Below are 18,752 nucleotides of genomic sequence, written 5' to 3'. Positions count from 1 at the left end.
AAAGCCTCCTGTCCCGTGCCGTCGAAGGCTGAGCGCGTGCCGTCGAGACGTGAGCGGCGTCGCCCCATGGCGGCCCACCCAGCCCGGCTGCGCTCCTTCCCAGCTCAGGTCGTGGAGCCCGCCCGAGCCGGCGACGGTCGCGAGCCATCCGGTCGGGGTCGCCAATTCGCCTACCGCACACCCAGAACCGAACGTACGTGCGGTGCGTCACTATGCTGCGAAACGCGCTCACGCCGCCGCCGTCCGCTTCGGACAGCCCGGCACCCACTCCGCCCCAGAGGACCCGCCATGCCCGGTCACCGTCAGCCCTTCCGCCGTATCGCCGCCTTGGCCGCCGCGCCCGTCGCCGTACTGATCCTGACCGCCTGCGGCGGCGACCCGGTGCACGGGACGATCACGGAGAAGGAGTACAAGCGCGGCAGCACCACGTACACCGACGAGCCGGTCACGCGCAGCGAATGCTCCACGACCAGGAAGAACGGCAAGACCAAGAAGTCCTGCCACCAGGTGAAGACCGGTGCCACCAAGCGCGTCGAGCACCGCAAGAAGGAGTGCTACCAGATCGAACTGGACAACGACGCGCACGAGTTGTGCATCTCGAAGAGCAAGTGGGACAAGGTGCGCGTCGGCGACAAGTGGTGAGCGAGGGGGCGACAGGGCGTGGCTGATCCGTCCCCGCTGTGAGCCGGGCGGGCACGGGGCGAGCCGTCGGATCGGTGGGTTCGCGAGTCCGTCCGGCCGGGCAGGTGCTCCTCGACCCGGCCTGCTCGGGAGGGCGGCCCGCCCGGCACGCTTCCGATCCGGTGGCGCCTGACGCCGGCCGACCCTTGCGGTCCCGGACACCTCCGGCGGCTCCGGTTCCGTCCCCGCCGGGGCGGGAACTCCGTCGTTCATTGTCCACCCGGCCACCGAAAACCGCAGTTCAGAAGGGCAGTTGCCCAAGGCGCCCGCTCATTGGCCGGTCTGACCCCGGGGCTGCGGTCGCGGAGCGGCGCCAACGGTGTCGGTCACGACCTCCGCCTCCTCGGGGGCGGCGTGCCCTCGCCGTCGCCGCCGTGGTGGTCGTCCTCGCCGGAGTCTTCGGCCCCGCCGTCGTCGTCCAACCGCGCACCCCGGCTCTCCGCGATGCGTCTGACGTCCCAAAGCGACGACCTCGTCCGGTGGGCTGACACGGAGTGGCCCGATCACCCCTATCGTCCCGTGGAGGCCCGGCCCGACGAGGCCGACCGGCAGACTCGGTACTACGCCAAGGATCTCCGGCACGCCGCACTCCCGGTGAGAGTTCGGGACGAGATGGGCGCCATCGAGCTCAGCCTTGAGGTGAGATTCCTGGCCTTGTGCCGCCGACCGGGGTTGGACTGCCGAATCCGACCCCTCTCACGCCCGCGCCAGAAAGCTCGCCCGTAACTCCGGGTCCCGCAGCAGCGCCAGGATCTCCTCCTCGCCGTCGAAGAGCAGTTCGGCGGCGGGGTGCCCGGACTGGTGGAACATCGCGGCGAGTACGTCGGCGAGCGGGCGGTCCCAGGCGACGCGGGCGACCTCGTCGGCCTTGGCGTGCTGGCCCCGGTCGGTGGCGATGCGCCAGAGTTCGACGGACTGCTTGGCCGTGGCGTAGGCGGTCCGGCGTCCGGCGACGAGGACGCCGCGCCGGTTGAGGCCGAACACGTCTATGCAGGCGTCGCCCTGGGCGCTGAGTCCTCGGTACGTACAGAGCGGCAACACGAGCCGCAGGTGGTTCAGGGGGTCGTCGAGGGTGGGGTCGAGAAGGAGTGCGCGGCCGGTGCTCGCGTCGCGCGGGAACAGGTCGCGCTTCTGGTTGCTGTTGCAGTAGGAGCAGGCCAGCAGGTAGTTGGTCCAGTCGAAGGTGCGCAGCGGCGCCTGGCTCTTCGGCTCGAAGTGGTCGATGTCGGTGCCCTGGCTGTCGCCGCAGTACATGCAGCGCTGGTGGCCGGGGGCCATGTCGGTGAGGGCGGCGAGTACGCCGGGGCGCACGCGTCGGCGTACGGCGAAGCGGCCCCAGAGGCCTATCGCGGTGGCCTTGCGGTCGGAGGCCGCCGCGTCGGCGATCTGCCGGGTGTACGTCGCTAAGTGTTCCTGGGTGTCCAGGGGCAGTTCGGGGCGGATCATCCGGATCACTTCGCCTCGCCGGCCTCTCCGGCCGTGTCCCCGTTTCCGGCCCCGGGCCCGCCCGCCGCCCCCTCGCCGTACGCGCCGGAGACGTCCTGGACCTGGTCGGCGATCCGGTACAGCCGGGCGGAGACCTCGTGGGCGCGGGCGGTCGGGGAGCTGGACAGCAGGCTCTTGAGCTCCTTGTACCGGGCGACGGTCTCGGGCGAGGTGTCGCCCTCGTACACCTTGGACTCCAGGGCGACGAACTCGGCGCGGGCGTACTCGGCGCGCTCCGAGTACGGGGTGTCCAGGCCGAAGAGGTCGGAGAGCACCGCGTCGTCGCCGCTGCCGTAGACGACCCGTTCGTACAGGTCCTCGGGGACGACCTCGGGGGCGGCGTCCTCGTCGACGCCGGGCAGGCGGATCAGGCCGCCGGGGTCGGCGGCCTGGCAGATGTAGGGGCTGTGGGTGGTGACGATGAACTGGATGTTGGGGAAGTGCGTGGTCAGCCAGGGGCCGATGCGGCGCTGCCAGGAGACGTGGAGGTGGGCGTCGATCTCGTCGATGATCACGACCCCGGGGACCTGGAGCGGGCTCGGGCCCTCGTCCTCGCCGCCCCGGCCCAGCGCGTGGTCGCCGAAGGCGTCGTGGATCTGCTTGAGCAGGTCCACCACGAGGGCGGCGACGGTACGGAACCCGTCGCTCATCTCCCGCAGCGGGAAGCGGTGTCCGCCCCTGGTGACCCAGAGGCCCTCGGAGTCGACGTCCTTGATGCGGTAGCCGTCCGGCAGGAGTCCGTCGCCGAGGACGGAGAGGGCGGCCTCCTTGAGGGCCAGCGCGCCCTCCCGGCCTTCGAGGGCGCGCAGATGCTGTTCGATCAGCCAGGCGACGCCCTCGGCCAGCGAGGCGTCCTCGTGGAAGAGGCTCGCCTGCCGGGCCACCGGCCCCGAGGCCAGCATCAGGCGCTGTACGTCGCCCGAGCCGCCGGCCATCCGCCGGAACGGGCCGTACGCGGCGCAGAACCAGCCCACCGGGTTGTCCGCCCACGGCCCGCGCTGGGCGGCACTGGCGCTCTGCGTACGGGAGTTGCTCCGGATCTCGCCGAGTGCGGGCTGCGCGCTCTTGCGCCCGGCCGCCGCCTCGCCCGGAGGTGTCCAGCGCAGGCCGGTACCGAACTTGTTCTGGGTGCGACCCGAGGCGGTGAACTTGTCGAAGTCCTTGTCGCGGACGATCTCCGCCGAGGCGCTGCCCGACTCGGCGCCGCGCGTGACCCAGTTCTCGAAGCCCTGGACCAGTCCACGGGCCGCCACCGGTCCGCTCAGCGCGAGGGCGAGGGCGCGCAACAGGGTGGTCTTCCCGGCTCCGTTGCGGCCGGCGAGGACCGTCCAGCCGGCGTGCGAGCCGTCCGGGCGGGTCAGGGTCAGGTCGACTTTGCGCGGTCCGTTGAACGACTTGATGTTCTCGATGGTGACGCGGGAGACGTACATCTGCTGACGGTTCCTTCCGGGGCGCGGGAGTCCGTGTCGGGCAAGGAGAAGCCGGCGCGGGCGGAGTCGGAGGGGTGGACCGGGGTCGGCCCCGTCGTGGACGCGGTGCGGGCACGCGCACGGACGCGGTGGCGGATGTCCGAGTTTACGAGGGATGGGGGCGGGGGCGTAGCCATCGGCGGCCGGGAAAACTGAGCCCTGGTCAGCTGCGCCGGAGGGTGAAACGCGTGAGGCGGCCGACGGGCCGGGCGGGCAGGAGCCCGCCTCCGCCCCGGGAAAGCGAAACGGGCCCGGCCTCGCGGCCGGACCCCTCTCGCTTTCCCCCCGTCGGGCCTTCCCGTTCCCCCCGGACCCCTCCCCCGGAAGTCCCGACGCAGAGTGTGACCGGGCAAGGATGCCAAGGGTTGTACGCCTTGACCATTTCTTTACCTTGATCGCCGAGAGCGCTCTCCGCAGGCGGATTCCCGCGCTCCGGGGACGCCCGGAGAGCGCCTCAGCAGGCGTGCTCCAGGAAGCGGGCCGCCACCTCGGCGAGGACCTCACCGCCGTCGCGGGCCCAGAGCCCCTCGTTGAAGATCTCCACCTCGATCGGCCCGTCGAAGCCGGTCGCCTCGACCAGCGTGCGCAGCGCGCGGAAGTCGACGCTGCCGTCGCCGAGCTGCCCGCGGCCCAGCAGGACGCCCTCGGGGAGCGGGGTGATCCAGTCGGCGAGCTGGAAGGAGTGGATACGGCCTCCGGCCCCGGCGCGGGCGATCTGCGCGGGCGCCTGGTCGTCCCACCAGACGTGGTACGCGTCGACCACCACGCCGACCTGCTCGGCCGGGAAGCGTTCGGCGATGTCCAGCGCCTGGGAGAGGGTCGAGACCACGCACCGGTCGGAGGCGAACATCGGGTGCAGCGGCTCGATGGCGAGGCGGATTCCGCGCTCGGCCGCGTAGGGGGCCAGCTCGGCGAGGGCGTCGGCGATGCGTTCGCGGGCACCGACGAGGTCCTTGCTGCCCTCGGGGAGACCGCCGGAGACGAGGACCAGGGTGTCGGTGTGGACGCCTGCCGCCTCGTCGATCGCCGCGCGGTTGTCGTCCAGGGCGCGGGCCCGCGCCTCCGGGTCGGGCGCGGTGAGGAAGCCGCCCCGGCAGAGGCTGGTGACGGTGAGCCCGGCGTCGGCGAAGAGCCGCCCGGCGCGCTCGACGCCGTACTTCTGCACCGGTTCGCGCCAGAGGCCGACCCGGCCGACGCCCGTCTTCGTACAGCCCTCGACGAGCTCCTCCAGGGACCACTGCCGCACGGTCTCCTGGTTGATGGAGAACCGGGACAGGTCCCCGCCGGTGCTGTTGGTCATCGGGTTCCTCCCTGGACGGTCAGCAGCGCCCGCATCCGGCTCTCGGCCAGCTCGGGGTCGGGGAACAGGCCGAGCCGGTCGGCGAGTTCGTAAGCCCTCGCGAGGTGCGGCAGCGAACGGGCCGACTGGAGGCCGCCGACCATCGTGAAGTGCTCCTGGTGCCCGGCCAGCCAGGCGAGGAAGACCACGCCCGTCTTGTAGAAGCGGGTGGGCGCCTGGAAGAGGTGGCGGGAGAGCTCGACCGTGGGGTCGAGCAGGTCCCGGAAGCCCTGGGTGTCGCCGGTGTCCAGGACCCGTACGGCGTGCGCGGCGAGCGGGCCGAGCGGGTCGAAGATGCCGAGCAGGGCGTGGCTGAAGCCGCGTTCGTCGCCCGCGATCAGCTCGGGGTAGTTGAAGTCGTCGCCGGTGTAGCAGCGGACGCCTCCGGGCAGCCGGCGGCGCACGTCGATCTCGCGGGCCGCGTCGAGCAACGAGATCTTGATGCCGTCGACCTTGTCGGGGTGCTCGGCGATGATCTTGAGGAAGGTGTCGGTGGCCGCGTCCAGGTCGGACGAGCCCCAGTACCCCTCCAGGGCCGGGTCGAACATCGGGCCGAGCCAGTGCAGGACGACCGGCTCGGTGGCCTGGCGCAGCAGGTGGGCGTACGTCTGCGCGTACTCCTCGGGCCCCTCGGCGACGGCGGCGAGCGCGCGGGAGGCCATCAGGATGGCCTGCGCGCCGCTCTCCTCGACGAGGGCGAGCTGCTCCTCGTACGCGGCGCGCACCTCGGCGAGGGTCGCCGGGCCGGTGAGCTGGTCCGTGCCGACCCCGCAGGCGATCCGGCCGCCGACGGCCTTGGCCTCGGCGGCGGAGCGGCGGATCAGCTCGGCGCCACCGGCCCAGTCCAGGCCCATGCCGCGCTGGGCGGTGTCCATCGCCTCGGCGACCCCGAGCCCGTGCGACCAGAGGTGGCGGCGGAAAGCGAGGGTGGCGTCCCAGTCGATCGCGGCAGGCCCGTCCGGACTGACGTCGACGTACGGATCGGCGACGACGTGGGCGGCGGAGAAGACCGTGCGCGAGGCGAGCGCGGCGCCGCCGGGTGCCAGATCCAGGGGGGTGGTGCGGGGCTCGTACGCCCCGTGCGGGAGGTGGATCGTCACAGCGTCAGCTCCGGCACGTCGAAGCGGCGGCCCTCGGCGGCCGACTTCAGGCCCAGCTCGGCGAGCTGCACGCCCCGGGCGCCGGCCATCAGGTCCCAGGAGTACGCCTCGTCGAGGACGACATGGCGCAGGAACAGCTCCCACTGCGCCTTGAAACCGTTGTCGAAGGTGGCGTTGTCGGGGACCTCCTGCCACTGGTCCCGGAAGGACTCGGTGACGGGGAGGTCGGGGTTCCACACCGGCTTCGGGGTGGCCGAACGGTGCTGGACACGGCAGTTGCGCAGGCCCGCGACGGCGGAACCGTGGGTGCCGTCGACCTGGAACTCGACCAGTTCGTCGCGGTTGACGCGCACGGTCCAGGAGGAGTTGATCTGGGCGACGGCGCCGCCCTCCAGCTGGAAGATGCCGTACGCGGCGTCGTCGGCGGTCGCGGCGTAGGGCTTGCCCTGTTCGTCCCAGCGCTGCGGGACGTGCGTCTGGACGTGTGCCTGCACGGTGGTGACCTTGCCGAAGAGCTCGTGGAGGACGTACTCCCAGTGCGGGAACATGTCCACGACGATGCCGCCGCCGTCCTCGGAGCGGTAGTTCCAAGAGGGGCGCTGCGCCTCCTGCCAGTCGCCCTCGAAGACCCAGTAGCCGAACTCGCCGCGCACGGAGAGGATCTCGCCGAAGAAACCGCCGTCGATGAGGCGCTTCAGCTTGAGCAGGCCCGGCAGGAAGATCTTGTCCTGGACCACGCCGTGCTTGATGCCGGCGTCACGGGCGAGGCGGGCGAGGTCGAGGGCGCCCTCCACGTCGGTGGCGGTGGGCTTCTCGGTGTAGATGTGCTTTCCGGCGGCGACGGCCTTCTTGATCGCCTCGACGCGCGCCTGGGTGACCTGGGCGTCGAAGTAGATGTCGATGGTGTCGTCCGCGAGGACGGCGTCCAGGTCGGTCGACCACTCGGTGAGGCCGTGCCGGGCGGCCAGCTCCTCCAGCGCGTGGGCGCGGCGCCCGACGAGGACGGGTTCGGGCCACAGCACGTCGCCGTTGCCGAGGTCGAGGCCGCCCTGCTCGCGGATCGCGAGGATCGAGCGCACCAGGTGCTGCCGGTATCCCATACGACCCGTGACGCCGTTCATGGCGATGCGCACAGTCCTGCGAGTCACGAAAGTTCCCTCCGTCTGCCGTAGCAAGCGCTTTCTATCGTGTAAGAAGCTAGCCTGCCGACAGCGGCCCGGACAAGAGGGGCGCCGCGACCGAACTCCGAGGAGAACAGACACGATGACAGTCACCCTGGCGGACGTCGCGGCACGCGCCCGGGTGTCCCCGGCCACCGTCTCCCGCGTCCTCAACGGCAATTACCCCGTCGCCGCCACGACGCGCGAACGCGTGCTGCGCGCCGTGGACGACCTGGACTACGTGCTCAACGGACCGGCCAGCTCCCTCGCCGCCGCCACCTCCGACCTGGTCGGCATCCTCGTCAACGACATCGCGGACCCGTTCTTCGGCATCATGGCGGGCGCCGCTCAGTCGGAGATCGGCGTCCCCGGCGACGGCACCGCCCGAGCGGGCGGCGAGAAGCTGGCAGTCGTCTGCAACACCGGCGGCTCCCCCGAGCGCGAACTCACCTACCTCACCCTCCTCCAGCGCCAGCGCGCGGCGGCCGTCGTCCTCACCGGCGGCGCGCTGGAGGACCCGGCGCACCAGGCGGCGATGGCCGCGAAGCTGGGGCGGCTCGCCGACGCGGGCACCCGCATCGTGTTCTGCGGGCGGCCCCCGCTGCCCGAGAACGACGCGGTGGCGGCCGCCCTCACCTTCGACAACCGGGGCGGCGGCCGACGCCTGACCGAGCACCTGATCTCACTGGGCCACCGCCGGATCGGTTACGTCGCGGGCCCCCAGGAACGCACCACCACCCGCCACCGCCTGGAGGGCCACCGCGCGGCGATGCGGGCGGCGGGGCTGACCGGCTCGGCCGCTTCCCCCGAGAACGACCGGCTGACCGTCCACGGCCCCTACGACCGCCGCTCCGGCTACGAGGCCACCCTCGAACTCCTGCGCCGCGAACCGGGGGTGACCGCCATCGTCGGCGCCAACGACTCGGTGGCCCTGGGCGCGAGCGCGGCCGTGCGCGAACAAGGGCTGCGCATCCCCGAGGACGTCTCGGTGGCCGGCTTCGACGACCTGCCGTTCTCGGTGGACACCGTCCCGGCCCTCACCACGGTCCGGCTGCCGCTGTACGAGGCGGGGGCGCGGGCGGGACGCCTCGCCATGGGCACGGAGACCCCGCCGCCCGGCGGCATCGCGACGATTCGCGCCGAGCTGATGGTGCGCGGGTCGACGGCGCCGCCGCGCGGGGACCGGCCGGCCTGAGGGCGCCACCACCCTGTAGAAAGCGCTGTCTGTACGGTGGTCGACGCATCGGATACCGGGCGGCGGGCAGGGGTAGGCGTACCGCCCGGGAAGCCCTGGCGGGAGCCGACGGGCACGACGGTACGAAGACCGACCGACGGAAGGAACACCCACGTGAAGCTCGCTTTCTCGACCCTCGGAGTGCCGGGGACGCCCATCGACGAGGTCGTACGGCTCGCCGTCGAGCACGGCTACCAGGGGGTGGAGCTGCGCGCCCACCCCGAGGAGCCGGTGAACCCGGGGCTCTCGCCCCTCGAACGTGCTCAGGTGGTCGCGGAGTTCGAGAAGGCCGGTGTGGAGATCCTCACGGTCGCCGGGTACGTCCGGGTCGCGGCCGAGGGCGACGACGAGGCGGTCGTGGCGCAGCTCGCCGAGCTGGTGGCGCTCGCCCACGACCTCGGGGCGCCGTACGTCCGGGTGTTCCCCGGTGGCGGCGACCAGGACCCGGAGACCGCCGACGCGACGGCGGCCCGCCGGCTCGGGGCCGCCGCGCCGGACGCCGAGGACCGGGGGGTGACCATCTTGCTGGAGACCCACGACTCGCACCGGGCGGGCGCCGACGCGGCCCGCGTGGCCGGGACGGTCGGGCACGCCCGGGTCGGCGTGATCTGGGACGTCATGCACACCTGGCTGTCGGGCGAGAGCCCGGTCGACAGCCACCTGGTCCTGGCCCCGCACCTCGGCTACGTACAGGTCAAGGACATCGCCTCGGCGAAGGACACCACACCGCTGGCGCTCGGCGAGGGCGTGCTGCCGCTGACGGAGTGCCTGGACACGCTGGACCCGGACACCTGGGTCTGCTGGGAGTACGAGAAGCGCTGGTACCCGGAGATCCCGGAGCTGCCCGGACTGCTGTCCGCCGGGCGGGAGTTCCTGCTGCGGGTGGGCGCGCCGAAGCAGTGACCCCCTGACCGTGCGGGCGCGGGCCGCTCTCAGGCCCGCGCCCCGCGCGCCTCCGGCGCGGCGGCGAGCACCGGCTCGCGCCACCGCCCTCCGAGGGAGGTCACGGCCACCCCGCCGACCAGCAGGGCCGCCGCGCACCACCGCAGCGGGCTCACCGACTCGTCCAGCAGCAGCGCCGCCGAGGACATCCCGAAGACCGGCACGAGCAGGGTGAACGGCGCGACCGTGGACGCCGGGTGGTGGCGGAGCAGGAATCCCCAGGCGCCGAAGCCGAAGACGGTGGAGATCCAGGCGACGTAGACGAGTACGCCCGCGCCGGTCCAGTCCATCGCGGCGAGCGCGTCCGTGTCCCGGTCCCACCCCTCGAAGAGCAGGGAGAGGCCGAGCAGGGGCAGGACGGGCACGGTCGAGACCCACACCATGAAGTTGAGGGAGTCCGGCGGGGCGGCCTTGCGGGTGAGTACGTTCGACACGCCCCAGAACGCCGCCGCCGCGACGACCAGCGCGAACGCGAGCACCGGGCCGCTCGCCCCTTCGTCGACGGCGGCGACCGCGATCCCGGCGAGCGCCACCCCCATCCCGGCCAGTCGGACCCTGCCCGGACGCTCCCCGAGGGCGACCGCGGCGAAGAGCGCGGTGAAGACCGCCTGGACCTGGAGGACGAGCGAGGAGAGCCCGGCGCCCATTCCCTGGTCCATGCCGACGAAGAGCAGGCCGAACTTGGCGACCCCGAGCGCGAGACCGACGCCCACGATCCACTTCCGGGCGACCTTGGGGGGTCCCACGAAGAAGACGGCGGGCAGCGCGGCGACCAGGAAGCGCAGCGCGGAGAAGAGGAGGGGCGGGAAGTGGTCGAGCCCCAGCTCGACGACGACGAAGTTCACACCCCAGAGGGCGGTCACGAGGACGGCCAGGGCGATGTGGGAGGGACGCATGGGAGGAGCATCGTCCGCCCGTACTGTTAAGCACCAGCACCGCTTTCTTCATGGTGAACGTGAGCGTTGCTGAAGAGTCGTCGACTTCCGGAGGCCACGATGCTCGATCTCGCCCGGCTGCGCGCGCTGCACGCCGTCTCGGTGCACGGTTCGGTCGCGGGTGCCGCCTCGGCGCTCGGTTACACCCCGTCCGCGATCTCCCAGCAGATCACCAAGCTGGAGCGGGAGACCCGCACGACCCTGCTGGAGCGGCGCGGACGCGGTGTCGCACTGACCGAGGAGGCACTCCATCTCGCGTCCGCCGCGCAGGAGTTGATGGCACTCATGGAGCGGACGCAGACGACGCTGGAGGAGCGCCGGGGGCTGGCGACGGGTCAGCTGTCGATCGGCGCGTTCGCCTCCGCCGCGCGCGGGCTGCTGCCGGGCGTGCTGGCCGCCCTGGAGCGGGACCACCCCACGATGGAGGCCCGGTTGACGGAGGTGGACCCGCATCTGTCGGTGGACCTGGTGGCCAAGGGCGTGATCGATCTGGCCGTCGCGCACGACTGGGACATCGCGCCGCTGCCGGCGCCGGAAGGGCTGGAGCAGGCGGTGATCGGTGACGACCGGTGCGATCTGCTGGTACCCCGGGGTCACGCGCTGGCGGGGCGGGACGCGGTGCTCCGCGAGGAGCTGGCGCGGGAGCGGTGGATCTGCCAGCCGCCCGGCACGGTCTGCCACGACTGGCTCCTGCGCACACTGCGGGCGGCGGGGTACGAGCCCGACATCCGGCACCGGGCGGAGGAGAACCATACGCAGCTGGCCCTCGTCGCCGCCGGGCTGGGGGTCGCGATGATCCCGCGCCTGGGGCGGGGACCGCTGCCGGAGGACGTGGTGGCGGTGCGGCTCGATCCCGTACCGGTGCGCAGGCTGTACGCGCTCTGGCGGACGGGGGCGGCCCGCCGTCCGGCGATCACGGCGGCGGTGGCGGCGCTGCTGGCGCGCGGGCGGACGATCGGGTTGACCTGACGGAGGCGCGCGGCGGGCTCCTGCGTTCATTTGCCCGCAATCGTCCGGTGCGGTGACAGTGCGGCCGGGCGAGGACCCTTGACCGGAAGTTACTTTCCATATATCCGTACCTTCTTGGAAGTTTCTTTCAGTACCGGAAGGGGCTCACGTGCACCACCGCACCTCCAGACGCACCCTCCTCGCCGCGGCAGCGGCCGGCGCGGCGGCGGCGGCCACCGGCGCCGTCGCGATTCCGGCCGCCGCGGCGGACCGGACGGACCGGGCGGATCCCCGCCACGTCCCCGTGGACCGACTCCGGCGGATGATCGCCGGGATGAGCCTTGAGGAGAAGGTCGGCCAGCTCTTCGTGATGCGGGTGTACGGCCACTCCGCCACCGAGCCGGACCAGGCGGACATCGACGCCAACCTCGCCGAGATCGGGGTCCGTACGGCCGCCGAGATGATCGCGAAGTACCACGTCGGCGGGATCATCTACTTCACGTGGGCGCACAACACCCGTGACCCGCACCAGATCGCGGCGCTCTCCAACGGCATCCAGCGGGCCGCGCTCGCCGGTCCGTCGAAGGTGCCGCTGCTGGTCTCCACCGACCAGGAGCACGGCATCGTCTGCCGGGTCGGCGAACCGGCCACCCTGCTGCCGGGCGCGATGGCGCTGGGGGCGGGCGGTTCGCGCGCCGACGCCCGCCGGGCCGCCCGGATCGCGGGCACCGAGCTGGCCGCCCTCGGCATCAACCAGAACTACGCACCCGACGCCGACGTCAACGTCAATCCGGCCAACCCCGTCATCGGCGTACGCTCCTTCGGCGCCGACCCGGAGTCCGTGGCGGGGATGGTCGCCGCGCAGGTGAAGGGGTACCAGGGCGCCGGGATCGCCTCGACGGCCAAGCACTTCCCCGGGCACGGCGACACCAGCACCGACAGCCACACCGGGCTGCCGGTCATCACCCACACCCGCGAGCAGTGGGCCGAGCTGGACGCGCCGCCGTTCCGGGCGGCCGTCGCGGCGGGCATCGACTCGATCATGACCGCGCACATCGTGGTCCCCGCGCTCGACCCGTCCGAGGACCCGGCCACCCTGTCCCGGCCGATCCTGACGGGCATCCTGCGCGAGGAACTCGGTTACGACGGAGTGGTGGTGACGGACGCCCTCGGCATGGAGGGCGTGCGCACCAAGTACGGCGACGCGCGCGTGCCGGTCCTGGCGCTGGAGGCGGGCGTCGACCAGCTGCTCAACCCGCCGGGTCTGGACGTCGCGTGGAACGCGGTGGTGAACGCCGTACGGAGCGGCGAACTCACCGAGGCCCGCATTGACGAATCGGTTCTGCGGATCTTGCGGCTGAAGGCGAAGCTCGGGCTCTTCCAGGACCCGTTCGTCAAGGACTCGCAGGTGGACAAGGTCGTCGGTACCCGGGCGCACCTGGCCGCCGCCGACCGGATCGCCGAGCACACCACCACGCTGCTGGCCGACCCCACCGGTCTGCTGCCGCTCTCCCGGCGCAGCCACCGGAACATCCTGGTGGTGGGCGCGGACCCGGCATCCCCGTCCGGTACGACCGGTCCGCCGACCACCACGCTGGCCGCGGAGTTCACCGCGCTCGGCCACACGGCGAGGGCCCTGTCCACCGGGACGGCGCCGACCGCCGCGAAGATCGCCGAGGCGGTGGCGGCAGCGGCGGGCAAGGACGCGGTCGTGGTCGGCACGTACAACGTGACGGCGACCAGCTCGCAGCGCACCCTGGTGAGCGCACTGGCCGCGACGGGGGTCCCGGTCGTCACGGTCGCGATCCGCAACCCGTACGACATCGCGCAGCTGGCGGGTACGGGGTACGCGGCGAGCCTCGCGTCGTACTCCTGGACCGACGTCGAACTGCGCGCCGCCGCACGGGTGATCGCGGGCCACGCCGAACCGGGCGGGCGGCTGCCCGTCCCGGTGCAGCGCGCGGACGACCCGTCACAGGTGCTGTACCCGGTGGGCCACGGCCTGGAGTACTGAGCACCGGTCGGGCCCTGCCCCGAAACGCGCCCGGCGCGCGCCCGCTGTGGAAGCGGGCGCGCGCCGGGCGCTGTGCGTGGTGCGGGTCAGGGACGCCGGGTGTGCCGGCGGTTCAGCTGCTCGTCCTGCTTGTCGAGGCGGGTGTCGTACGTCGCCAGCGGGGCCGCCTTCGCGGGGTCGGCGGCGACGGCGGCGGGGGTGACGCCCGCCCACCGCAGGATGGTCGCGGTGGCCGCCGCGCTCTCGTCGGCCACCAGGCCCGCCACGTTCGAGCCGTGGTTGCCGCCGGGCTGGGTGTAGACGTAGGAGTCGCGGGAGCCCTTGCCGGGGGCGAACCGCTCGGCGCCCCACGGGTCGTTCTGCCCGTAGACGTACATCATCCGGGTGGCGTGGTGGGTGACCCAGGAGTCCACGTCCCGCATGACGCCCTTCTGGAAGGTCATGGGGATGGAGCGCGGCACGAAGTTGCGCGGCGGCTGGTAGCCGTACCGGCTCAGCATGCCGAGCCACGGCTGGGCGATGTCGGGCGAACCGAGCTGGGTACCGGCCTGGTAGTAGTACGGCGTGTACGTCTCCAGTCCCTGGTCGGCGTAGGCGGAGAAGCCCGAGATGGCGTCGACCGAGTCCCAGATCTCCTGGTCGGTGGCGGTCGTGGCGTCGGCCGGCAGGGTCGCGCAGTCGGCGACCTTGCTGTACTGCCAGAACGCCCAGACGTAGTCCATGACGACGGCCTCGTACGCCCTGTCGAGGGTGCCCACGGTGGTGAAGGTGTAGCCGTTCTCCGCCGCGTACGCCGCGTACTTCTCCTCCAGGGGCGCACGCCGGATCAGGGCCTCGCGCTGGACGCCGCTCAGCTTGTCGCGGCACTCCTTCGTGCCGACCGATCCGAAGAAGCGGTCGTACGCGGAGTCCTCGTCGTTCACCACGTCGTTCGGTGCGACGTAGGCGACGACGCCGTCCATGTCCTTCGGGTAGTAGCGCTCGTAGTAGGTCGCGGTCATGCCGCCCTTGGAGCCGCCGGTGGCCAGCCAGTTCTGGCTGTAGATCTTCTTCAGCGCGGTGTACACCCGGTGCTGGTCACTGGCCGCCTGCCAGATGTCGAGCTTGGACCAGTCGGCGGGCTGGGGGCGCGAGGGCGTGAAGAACCGGTACTCCAGGGAGACCTGGTTGCCGTCCACGATCCGGGTGGGCTCGCTGCGGCTCGCCGAGGTGGAGACGTTGTACCCGCTGGTGAAGAAGACCGTGGGCCGCGAGGTGTCCTTGTGCAGCAGGGTGATCCGCTGCTGGAACGTGCCCTTGGACGGGTGGCGGTGGTCGATCGGCTGCGTGTAGCCGAGGACGAAGTAGCGGTAGCCGGTGACCGGCTTCTCCTCGATCAGGCTCATGCCCGGTATGGCGAGGATGCGGTCCCTGATGTCCGCGCTGTCGGCGGTCGCGGCGGTCCCCGTCCGCTCCGCGGCCGGCTGCGCGGCGGTGGCCGCTCCGGCCGAGGCGCCTGTCGCACCGACCGTGCCGATCAGCAACGCGAGCGACAGAACACCTCTGAGCGTCTTGCGCATACGCACTCCCCTGGGTTCACGACGTTGGCCGTGAACCTAGCGGGAGCAACACGCACCACGCCAGACCCAGTTGCCCCGGCGCGGCGCGGCCAGGGCGTGTCGGGGTGCCGCTCAGACGGCGGCGGGCTCGTCCTCCCCTATGAAGGTGCGCCACAGCCGGGCGTACCGGCCCTGGAGGGCGAGGAGTTCGTCGTGCGTACCGTCCTCCACCACCCGGCCGTGCTCCATCACCACGACCCGGTCCGCGCGCGCCGCCGTGGTCAGCCGGTGGGCGACCACCAGCGTGGTGCGGCGGCCGGTGAGCCGGTCGGTCGCCTGGTTCACCAGGGCCTCGCTGGCCAGGTCCAGGGAGGCGGTGGCCTCGTCGAGCAGCAGCACGTCGGGATCGACCAGCTCGGCACGGGCCAGCGCGATCAGCTGGCGCTGTCCTGCGGAGAGGTTGCGGCCACGCTCCGCGACCTCGTGGAGGTAGCCGCCGTCCAGCGTCGCGATCATGTCGTGCGCGCCGACCGCCCGGGCCGCCGCCTCCACCCGTGCGTCGGAGGCGTCCGGGATGCCGTACGCGATGGCGTCGCGGACCGTGCCGGGGAAGAGGTACGACTCCTGCGGGACGACCCCGAGGTGGTGCCGGTACTCCGTCATGTCGAGCTGCCGCAGATCGGTCCCGTCCGCGGTGACCCGGCCGGACGTCGGGTCGTAGAACCGGGCGACCAGCTTGACCAGCGTGGACTTGCCCGCACCCGTCTCACCGACGAACGCCACGGTCTGCCCGGCCGGAATGCGCAGGTCGATGCCGGTGAGGGCCTCCTCCTCGCCCCCGTACGCGAAGGACACGTCCTCGAACGCGATGTCGCCCCGCAGCTCGGTCAGCTCCACCGGCTCGTCGGGATCGGCGGTCGAGGTGGGCTCCCGCAGCAGCTCCTGGATGCGGCCGAGCGAGACGGTCGCCTGCTGGTAGCCGTCGAAGACCTGGGAGAGCTGCTGCACGGGGGCGAAGAACAGGTCGATGTAGAGCAGATAGGCGACGAGCGCGCCCACCATCAGCGTCCCGTCGTCGACCCGGCCCGCTCCGACGATCAGCACGGCGGCCGAGGCGACGGAGGAGAGCAGCTGGACGAACGGGAAGTACACCGAGATCAGCCACTGGCCGCGGACCCGCGCCTGCCGGTAGCTGGTGCTGCGCTCCGCGAACCGCGCCGCGCCGTCCCGCTCGCGGTTGAACGCCTGCACGATCCGCAGCCCGGAGACGGACTCCTGGAGGTCGGCGTTGACCGCGCCGATGCGCTCACGGGCCAGCTGGTACGCGGCCACGCTCTTGCGTCGGAACACGACGGTCCCGGCGATCAGGAACGGCAGGGTGGCGAAGACGACGAGGGCCAGTTGCAGGTCCAGGACCAGCAGGACCGCCATGATCCCGAAGAAGGTGACGGCCGAGACGAACGCCGTGACCAGACCGGTCTGCAGGAACGAGGACAGGGCGTCCACGTCCGTCGTCATCCTGGTCATGATCCGGCCGGTCAGCTCACGCTCGTAGTAGTCGAGGCCGAGCCGCTGGAGCTGCGAGAAGATCTTGAGCCGCAGCGAGTACAGCACCCGCTCACCGGTACGGCCGGTCTTGCGGGTCTCCCCGATCTGCGCCGCCCACTGCACGACGACGGCGGCCAGCGCGAGGAGCGAGGCCGTCCAGATCGCGCCGGTGGACATCTGCGTGACGCCCGAGTCGATGCCGTGGCGGATCAGCACCGGCAGCAGCAGCCCCATCCCGGCGTCCACGGCCACCAGCGCGAGGCTGACGAGCAGCACCGCCCCGAAGCCGCGCAGCAGTCTGCGCAGGCCGTACGAGTCCTCCGGGCGGACGGCCCGGTCCTCGTCGATGTCCGGGACGTCGGTGGCGGGCGGCAGCGCCTCCACCTGGGCGAGCAGCTCCGGTGTGGCGGGCATCCCCGCGGTGGCCCGGTCGCGCTCCTGCTCCTTGCGGATCCAGAGGGCCGGGGTGATGCCGCGTTCGGCGTCGAACTCCGCCTCCATCTCCTCCTGGAGCGTGCGGTCGTCCTCCAGGGGCGGGACGCGCGGCGGCTGGTGGCCGGGCGAGGTGCCGCCCAGCTCGTCGGGGTCGGTGAGCAGCCGGCGGTAGAGCGCGGAGCGCCGCTCCAGCTCCTCGTGGGTGCCGACGTCGGAGAGCCGCCCGTCGTCCAGGACGGCGATGCGGTCGGCGAGGCCGAGGGTGGAGCGGCGGTGGGCGATGAGCAGGGTGGTGCGGCCCGCCATCACCTGCCGCAGGGTCTCGTGGATCTCGTGCTCCACGCGGGCGTCGACGGCCGAGGTGGCGTCGTCCAGGACGAGCAGCCGGGGGTCGGTGAGGATCGCGCGGGCCAGGGCGACGCGCTGGCGCTGCCCGCCGGAGAGGGTGAGGCCGTGCTCGCCGACCTTGGTGTCGTAGCCGTTCGGCAGCTCGGCGATGAAACGGTCGGCCTGCGCGGCGCGGGCGGCGGCCTCGATCTGCTCCTGGGTGGCGTCGGGGCGGCCGTAGGCGATGTTGGCGCCGACGCTCTCGGAGAAGAGGAAGCTGTCCTCGGGGACGAGCCCGATGGCGGCGCGCAGGGAGTCGAGGGTCAGCTCGCGGACGTCGTGGCCGCCGACGAGGACGGCGCCGTGCGTCACGTCGTAGAAGCGCGGCAGCAGCAGGGAGACGGTGGACTTGCCGCTTCCGGAGGCGCCGACCAGGGCGACGGTCTCACCGGGGGCGATGGAGAGGGAGAAGCCCTGCAGGACGGGGCGGTAGTGGGTCTCCTCGCCGTCCTCCACGTGGGCGGTGTGCGCGGTGTCCGCGCCGAGGCCGGGGTCCGCCGCGGGGGCGCCCGGGGGCGTGCCGTAGCCGAAGCTCACGTCGTCGAACTCGACACCGGCCGGGGCGTCGGCCGGCAGCTCCTCGGTGCCGTCGGCGAACGTCGGCTCGGTGTCGATCAGCTCCAGCACCCGGTCCACACCGGCGCGGGCCTGCTGGCCCACGGTGAGGACCACGGCGAGCATCCGGACCGGGCCGACGAGCTGGGCGAGGTACGAGGAGAACGCGACGAACGTGCCGAGGGTGATCTCGCCCCGGGTCGCCAGCCAGCCGCCGAGCGCCAGCATCGCGACCTGCCCGAGCGCGGGCACGGCCTGGAGGGCGGGGGTGTAGCGGGCGTTCAGCCGGATGGTGCGCATCCGGCCCGCGAACAGCCGCCGGCCGACCTCGCGGAGCTTCCCGGTCTCCTGCCCCTCCTGGCCGAACCCCTTGACGACCCGGACGCCGGAGACGGCCCCGTCGACCACTCCGGCTACGGCGGCGGCCTGGCTCTGGGCGTACCAGGTGGCCGGGAAGAGGCGGGCCCGGGAGCGGCGGGCGATGAACCAGATGGCGGGTGCGACGGCGACGGCGACCAGGGTCAGCAGCGGCGAGAGCCACGCCATGATCACCAGGGAGACGAGGAAGAGCAGGATGTTCCCGATGGTCATCGGGAGCATGAACAGCAGGCTCTGGATGAGCTGGAGGTCGCTGGTGGCGCGGCCGACGACCTGGCCGGTGGAGAGCTCGTCCTGGCGTCTGCCGTCGAGCTTGGTGATCGTCGCGTACATCTCGGTACGGAGGTCGTGCTGCACGTCGAGCGCGAGCCGTCCGCCGTAGTAGCGGCGGACGAAGGCGGTGGCGTAGATGACGACCGCCGCTCCTATCAGCAGGCCGGTCCAGACGGCGAGCGAGCGGGTGTGCGCGGTGACGACGTCGTCGATGATCACCTTGGTGATCAGCGGCACGAGGGCCATCACGGCCATCCCGGCGAGGGAGGCGCCGAGCGCCAGGATCACGTCACGGCGGTACCGCCACGCGTATCCGGTCAGGCGGCGGGCC

13 protein-coding genes are annotated in these 18,752 nt (G+C 72.3%); 5 read left to right on the top strand and 8 right to left on the bottom strand.

Annotated elements, in window-relative coordinates:
• Window positions 1-288: 288 nt before the first annotated feature.
• Window positions 289-642, top strand: coding sequence for a hypothetical protein (locus OHT52_RS20200; protein WP_328721584.1), 354 nt, complete (start codon window positions 289-291; stop codon window positions 640-642).
• A gap of 735 nt (window positions 643-1,377) precedes the next feature.
• Here OHT52_RS20200 and OHT52_RS20195 read toward each other — a convergent pair.
• The 5 genes from OHT52_RS20195 to OHT52_RS20175 all read right to left on the bottom strand — a co-directional run bounded on the left by OHT52_RS20195 (window position 1,378) and on the right by OHT52_RS20175 (window position 7,222).
• Window positions 1,378-2,127, bottom strand: coding sequence for an HNH endonuclease (locus OHT52_RS20195; protein WP_328721583.1), 750 nt, complete (start codon window positions 2,125-2,127; stop codon window positions 1,378-1,380).
• 5 nt (window positions 2,128-2,132) lie between these two features.
• On the bottom strand, window positions 2,133-3,596 hold the full coding sequence (locus OHT52_RS20190) for an AAA family ATPase (protein WP_328721582.1): 1,464 nt from the start codon (window positions 3,594-3,596) through the stop codon (window positions 2,133-2,135).
• Between the two features lie 493 nt (window positions 3,597-4,089).
• Window positions 4,090-4,935, bottom strand: coding sequence for a sugar phosphate isomerase/epimerase family protein (locus OHT52_RS20185; protein ID WP_328721581.1), 846 nt, complete (start codon window positions 4,933-4,935; stop codon window positions 4,090-4,092).
• Entirely contained in the window at window positions 4,932-6,074 is a 1,143-nt protein-coding gene (locus tag OHT52_RS20180; protein ID WP_328721580.1) for a dihydrodipicolinate synthase family protein, read from the bottom strand. Before OHT52_RS20180 ends, OHT52_RS20185 begins: the two co-directional genes overlap by 4 nt.
• A complete protein-coding gene (locus OHT52_RS20175) occupies window positions 6,071-7,222 on the bottom strand; it encodes a Gfo/Idh/MocA family protein (protein ID WP_328721579.1) in 1,152 nt (383 codons plus the stop codon). Before OHT52_RS20175 ends, OHT52_RS20180 begins: the two co-directional genes overlap by 4 nt.
• Before the next feature lie 115 nt (window positions 7,223-7,337).
• Here OHT52_RS20175 and OHT52_RS20170 point away from each other — a divergent pair, with 115 nt between their 5' ends.
• Window positions 7,338-8,429: a LacI family DNA-binding transcriptional regulator gene (locus OHT52_RS20170; RefSeq protein ID WP_328721578.1), complete on the top strand. Its 1,092-nt coding sequence runs from the start codon at window positions 7,338-7,340 to the stop codon at window positions 8,427-8,429.
• A 153-nt stretch (window positions 8,430-8,582) separates the two neighbouring features.
• Complete coding sequence (locus tag OHT52_RS20165) at window positions 8,583-9,371, top strand: sugar phosphate isomerase/epimerase family protein (RefSeq protein ID WP_328721577.1); 789 nt, start codon at window positions 8,583-8,585, stop codon at window positions 9,369-9,371.
• A 29-nt stretch (window positions 9,372-9,400) separates the two neighbouring features.
• Here the strand turns inward: OHT52_RS20165 and OHT52_RS20160 are convergent, their stop codons facing one another.
• A complete protein-coding gene (locus OHT52_RS20160) occupies window positions 9,401-10,306 on the bottom strand; it encodes an EamA family transporter (protein WP_328721576.1) in 906 nt (301 codons plus the stop codon).
• 99 nt (window positions 10,307-10,405) lie between these two features.
• Between OHT52_RS20160 and OHT52_RS20155 the strand changes: the two genes are divergently transcribed.
• Both OHT52_RS20155 and OHT52_RS20150 read left to right on the top strand, forming a co-directional pair.
• Window positions 10,406-11,314 carry a LysR family transcriptional regulator gene (locus tag OHT52_RS20155; RefSeq protein ID WP_328721575.1) on the top strand — a complete coding sequence of 303 codons (909 nt, stop codon included), beginning with the start codon at window positions 10,406-10,408 and terminating at the stop codon, window positions 11,312-11,314.
• 148 nt (window positions 11,315-11,462) lie between these two features.
• Window positions 11,463-13,307, top strand: coding sequence for a glycoside hydrolase family 3 protein (locus OHT52_RS20150; protein WP_328721574.1), 1,845 nt, complete (start codon window positions 11,463-11,465; stop codon window positions 13,305-13,307).
• Between the two features lie 86 nt (window positions 13,308-13,393).
• Here the strand turns inward: OHT52_RS20150 and OHT52_RS20145 are convergent, their stop codons facing one another.
• Complete coding sequence (locus OHT52_RS20145) at window positions 13,394-14,866, bottom strand: S28 family serine protease (protein ID WP_328721573.1); 1,473 nt, start codon at window positions 14,864-14,866, stop codon at window positions 13,394-13,396.
• A gap of 111 nt (window positions 14,867-14,977) precedes the next feature.
• Window positions 14,978-18,742, bottom strand: coding sequence for an ABC transporter ATP-binding protein (locus OHT52_RS20140; RefSeq protein WP_328723822.1), 3,765 nt, complete (start codon window positions 18,740-18,742; stop codon window positions 14,978-14,980).
• Window positions 18,743-18,752: the final 10 nt, after the last annotated feature.

Source organism: Streptomyces sp. NBC_00247 (genome assembly GCF_036188265.1).
GTDB lineage: Bacteria > Actinomycetota > Actinomycetes > Streptomycetales > Streptomycetaceae > Streptomyces.
This window is presented reverse-complemented; position numbering and strand designations above follow the sequence as displayed.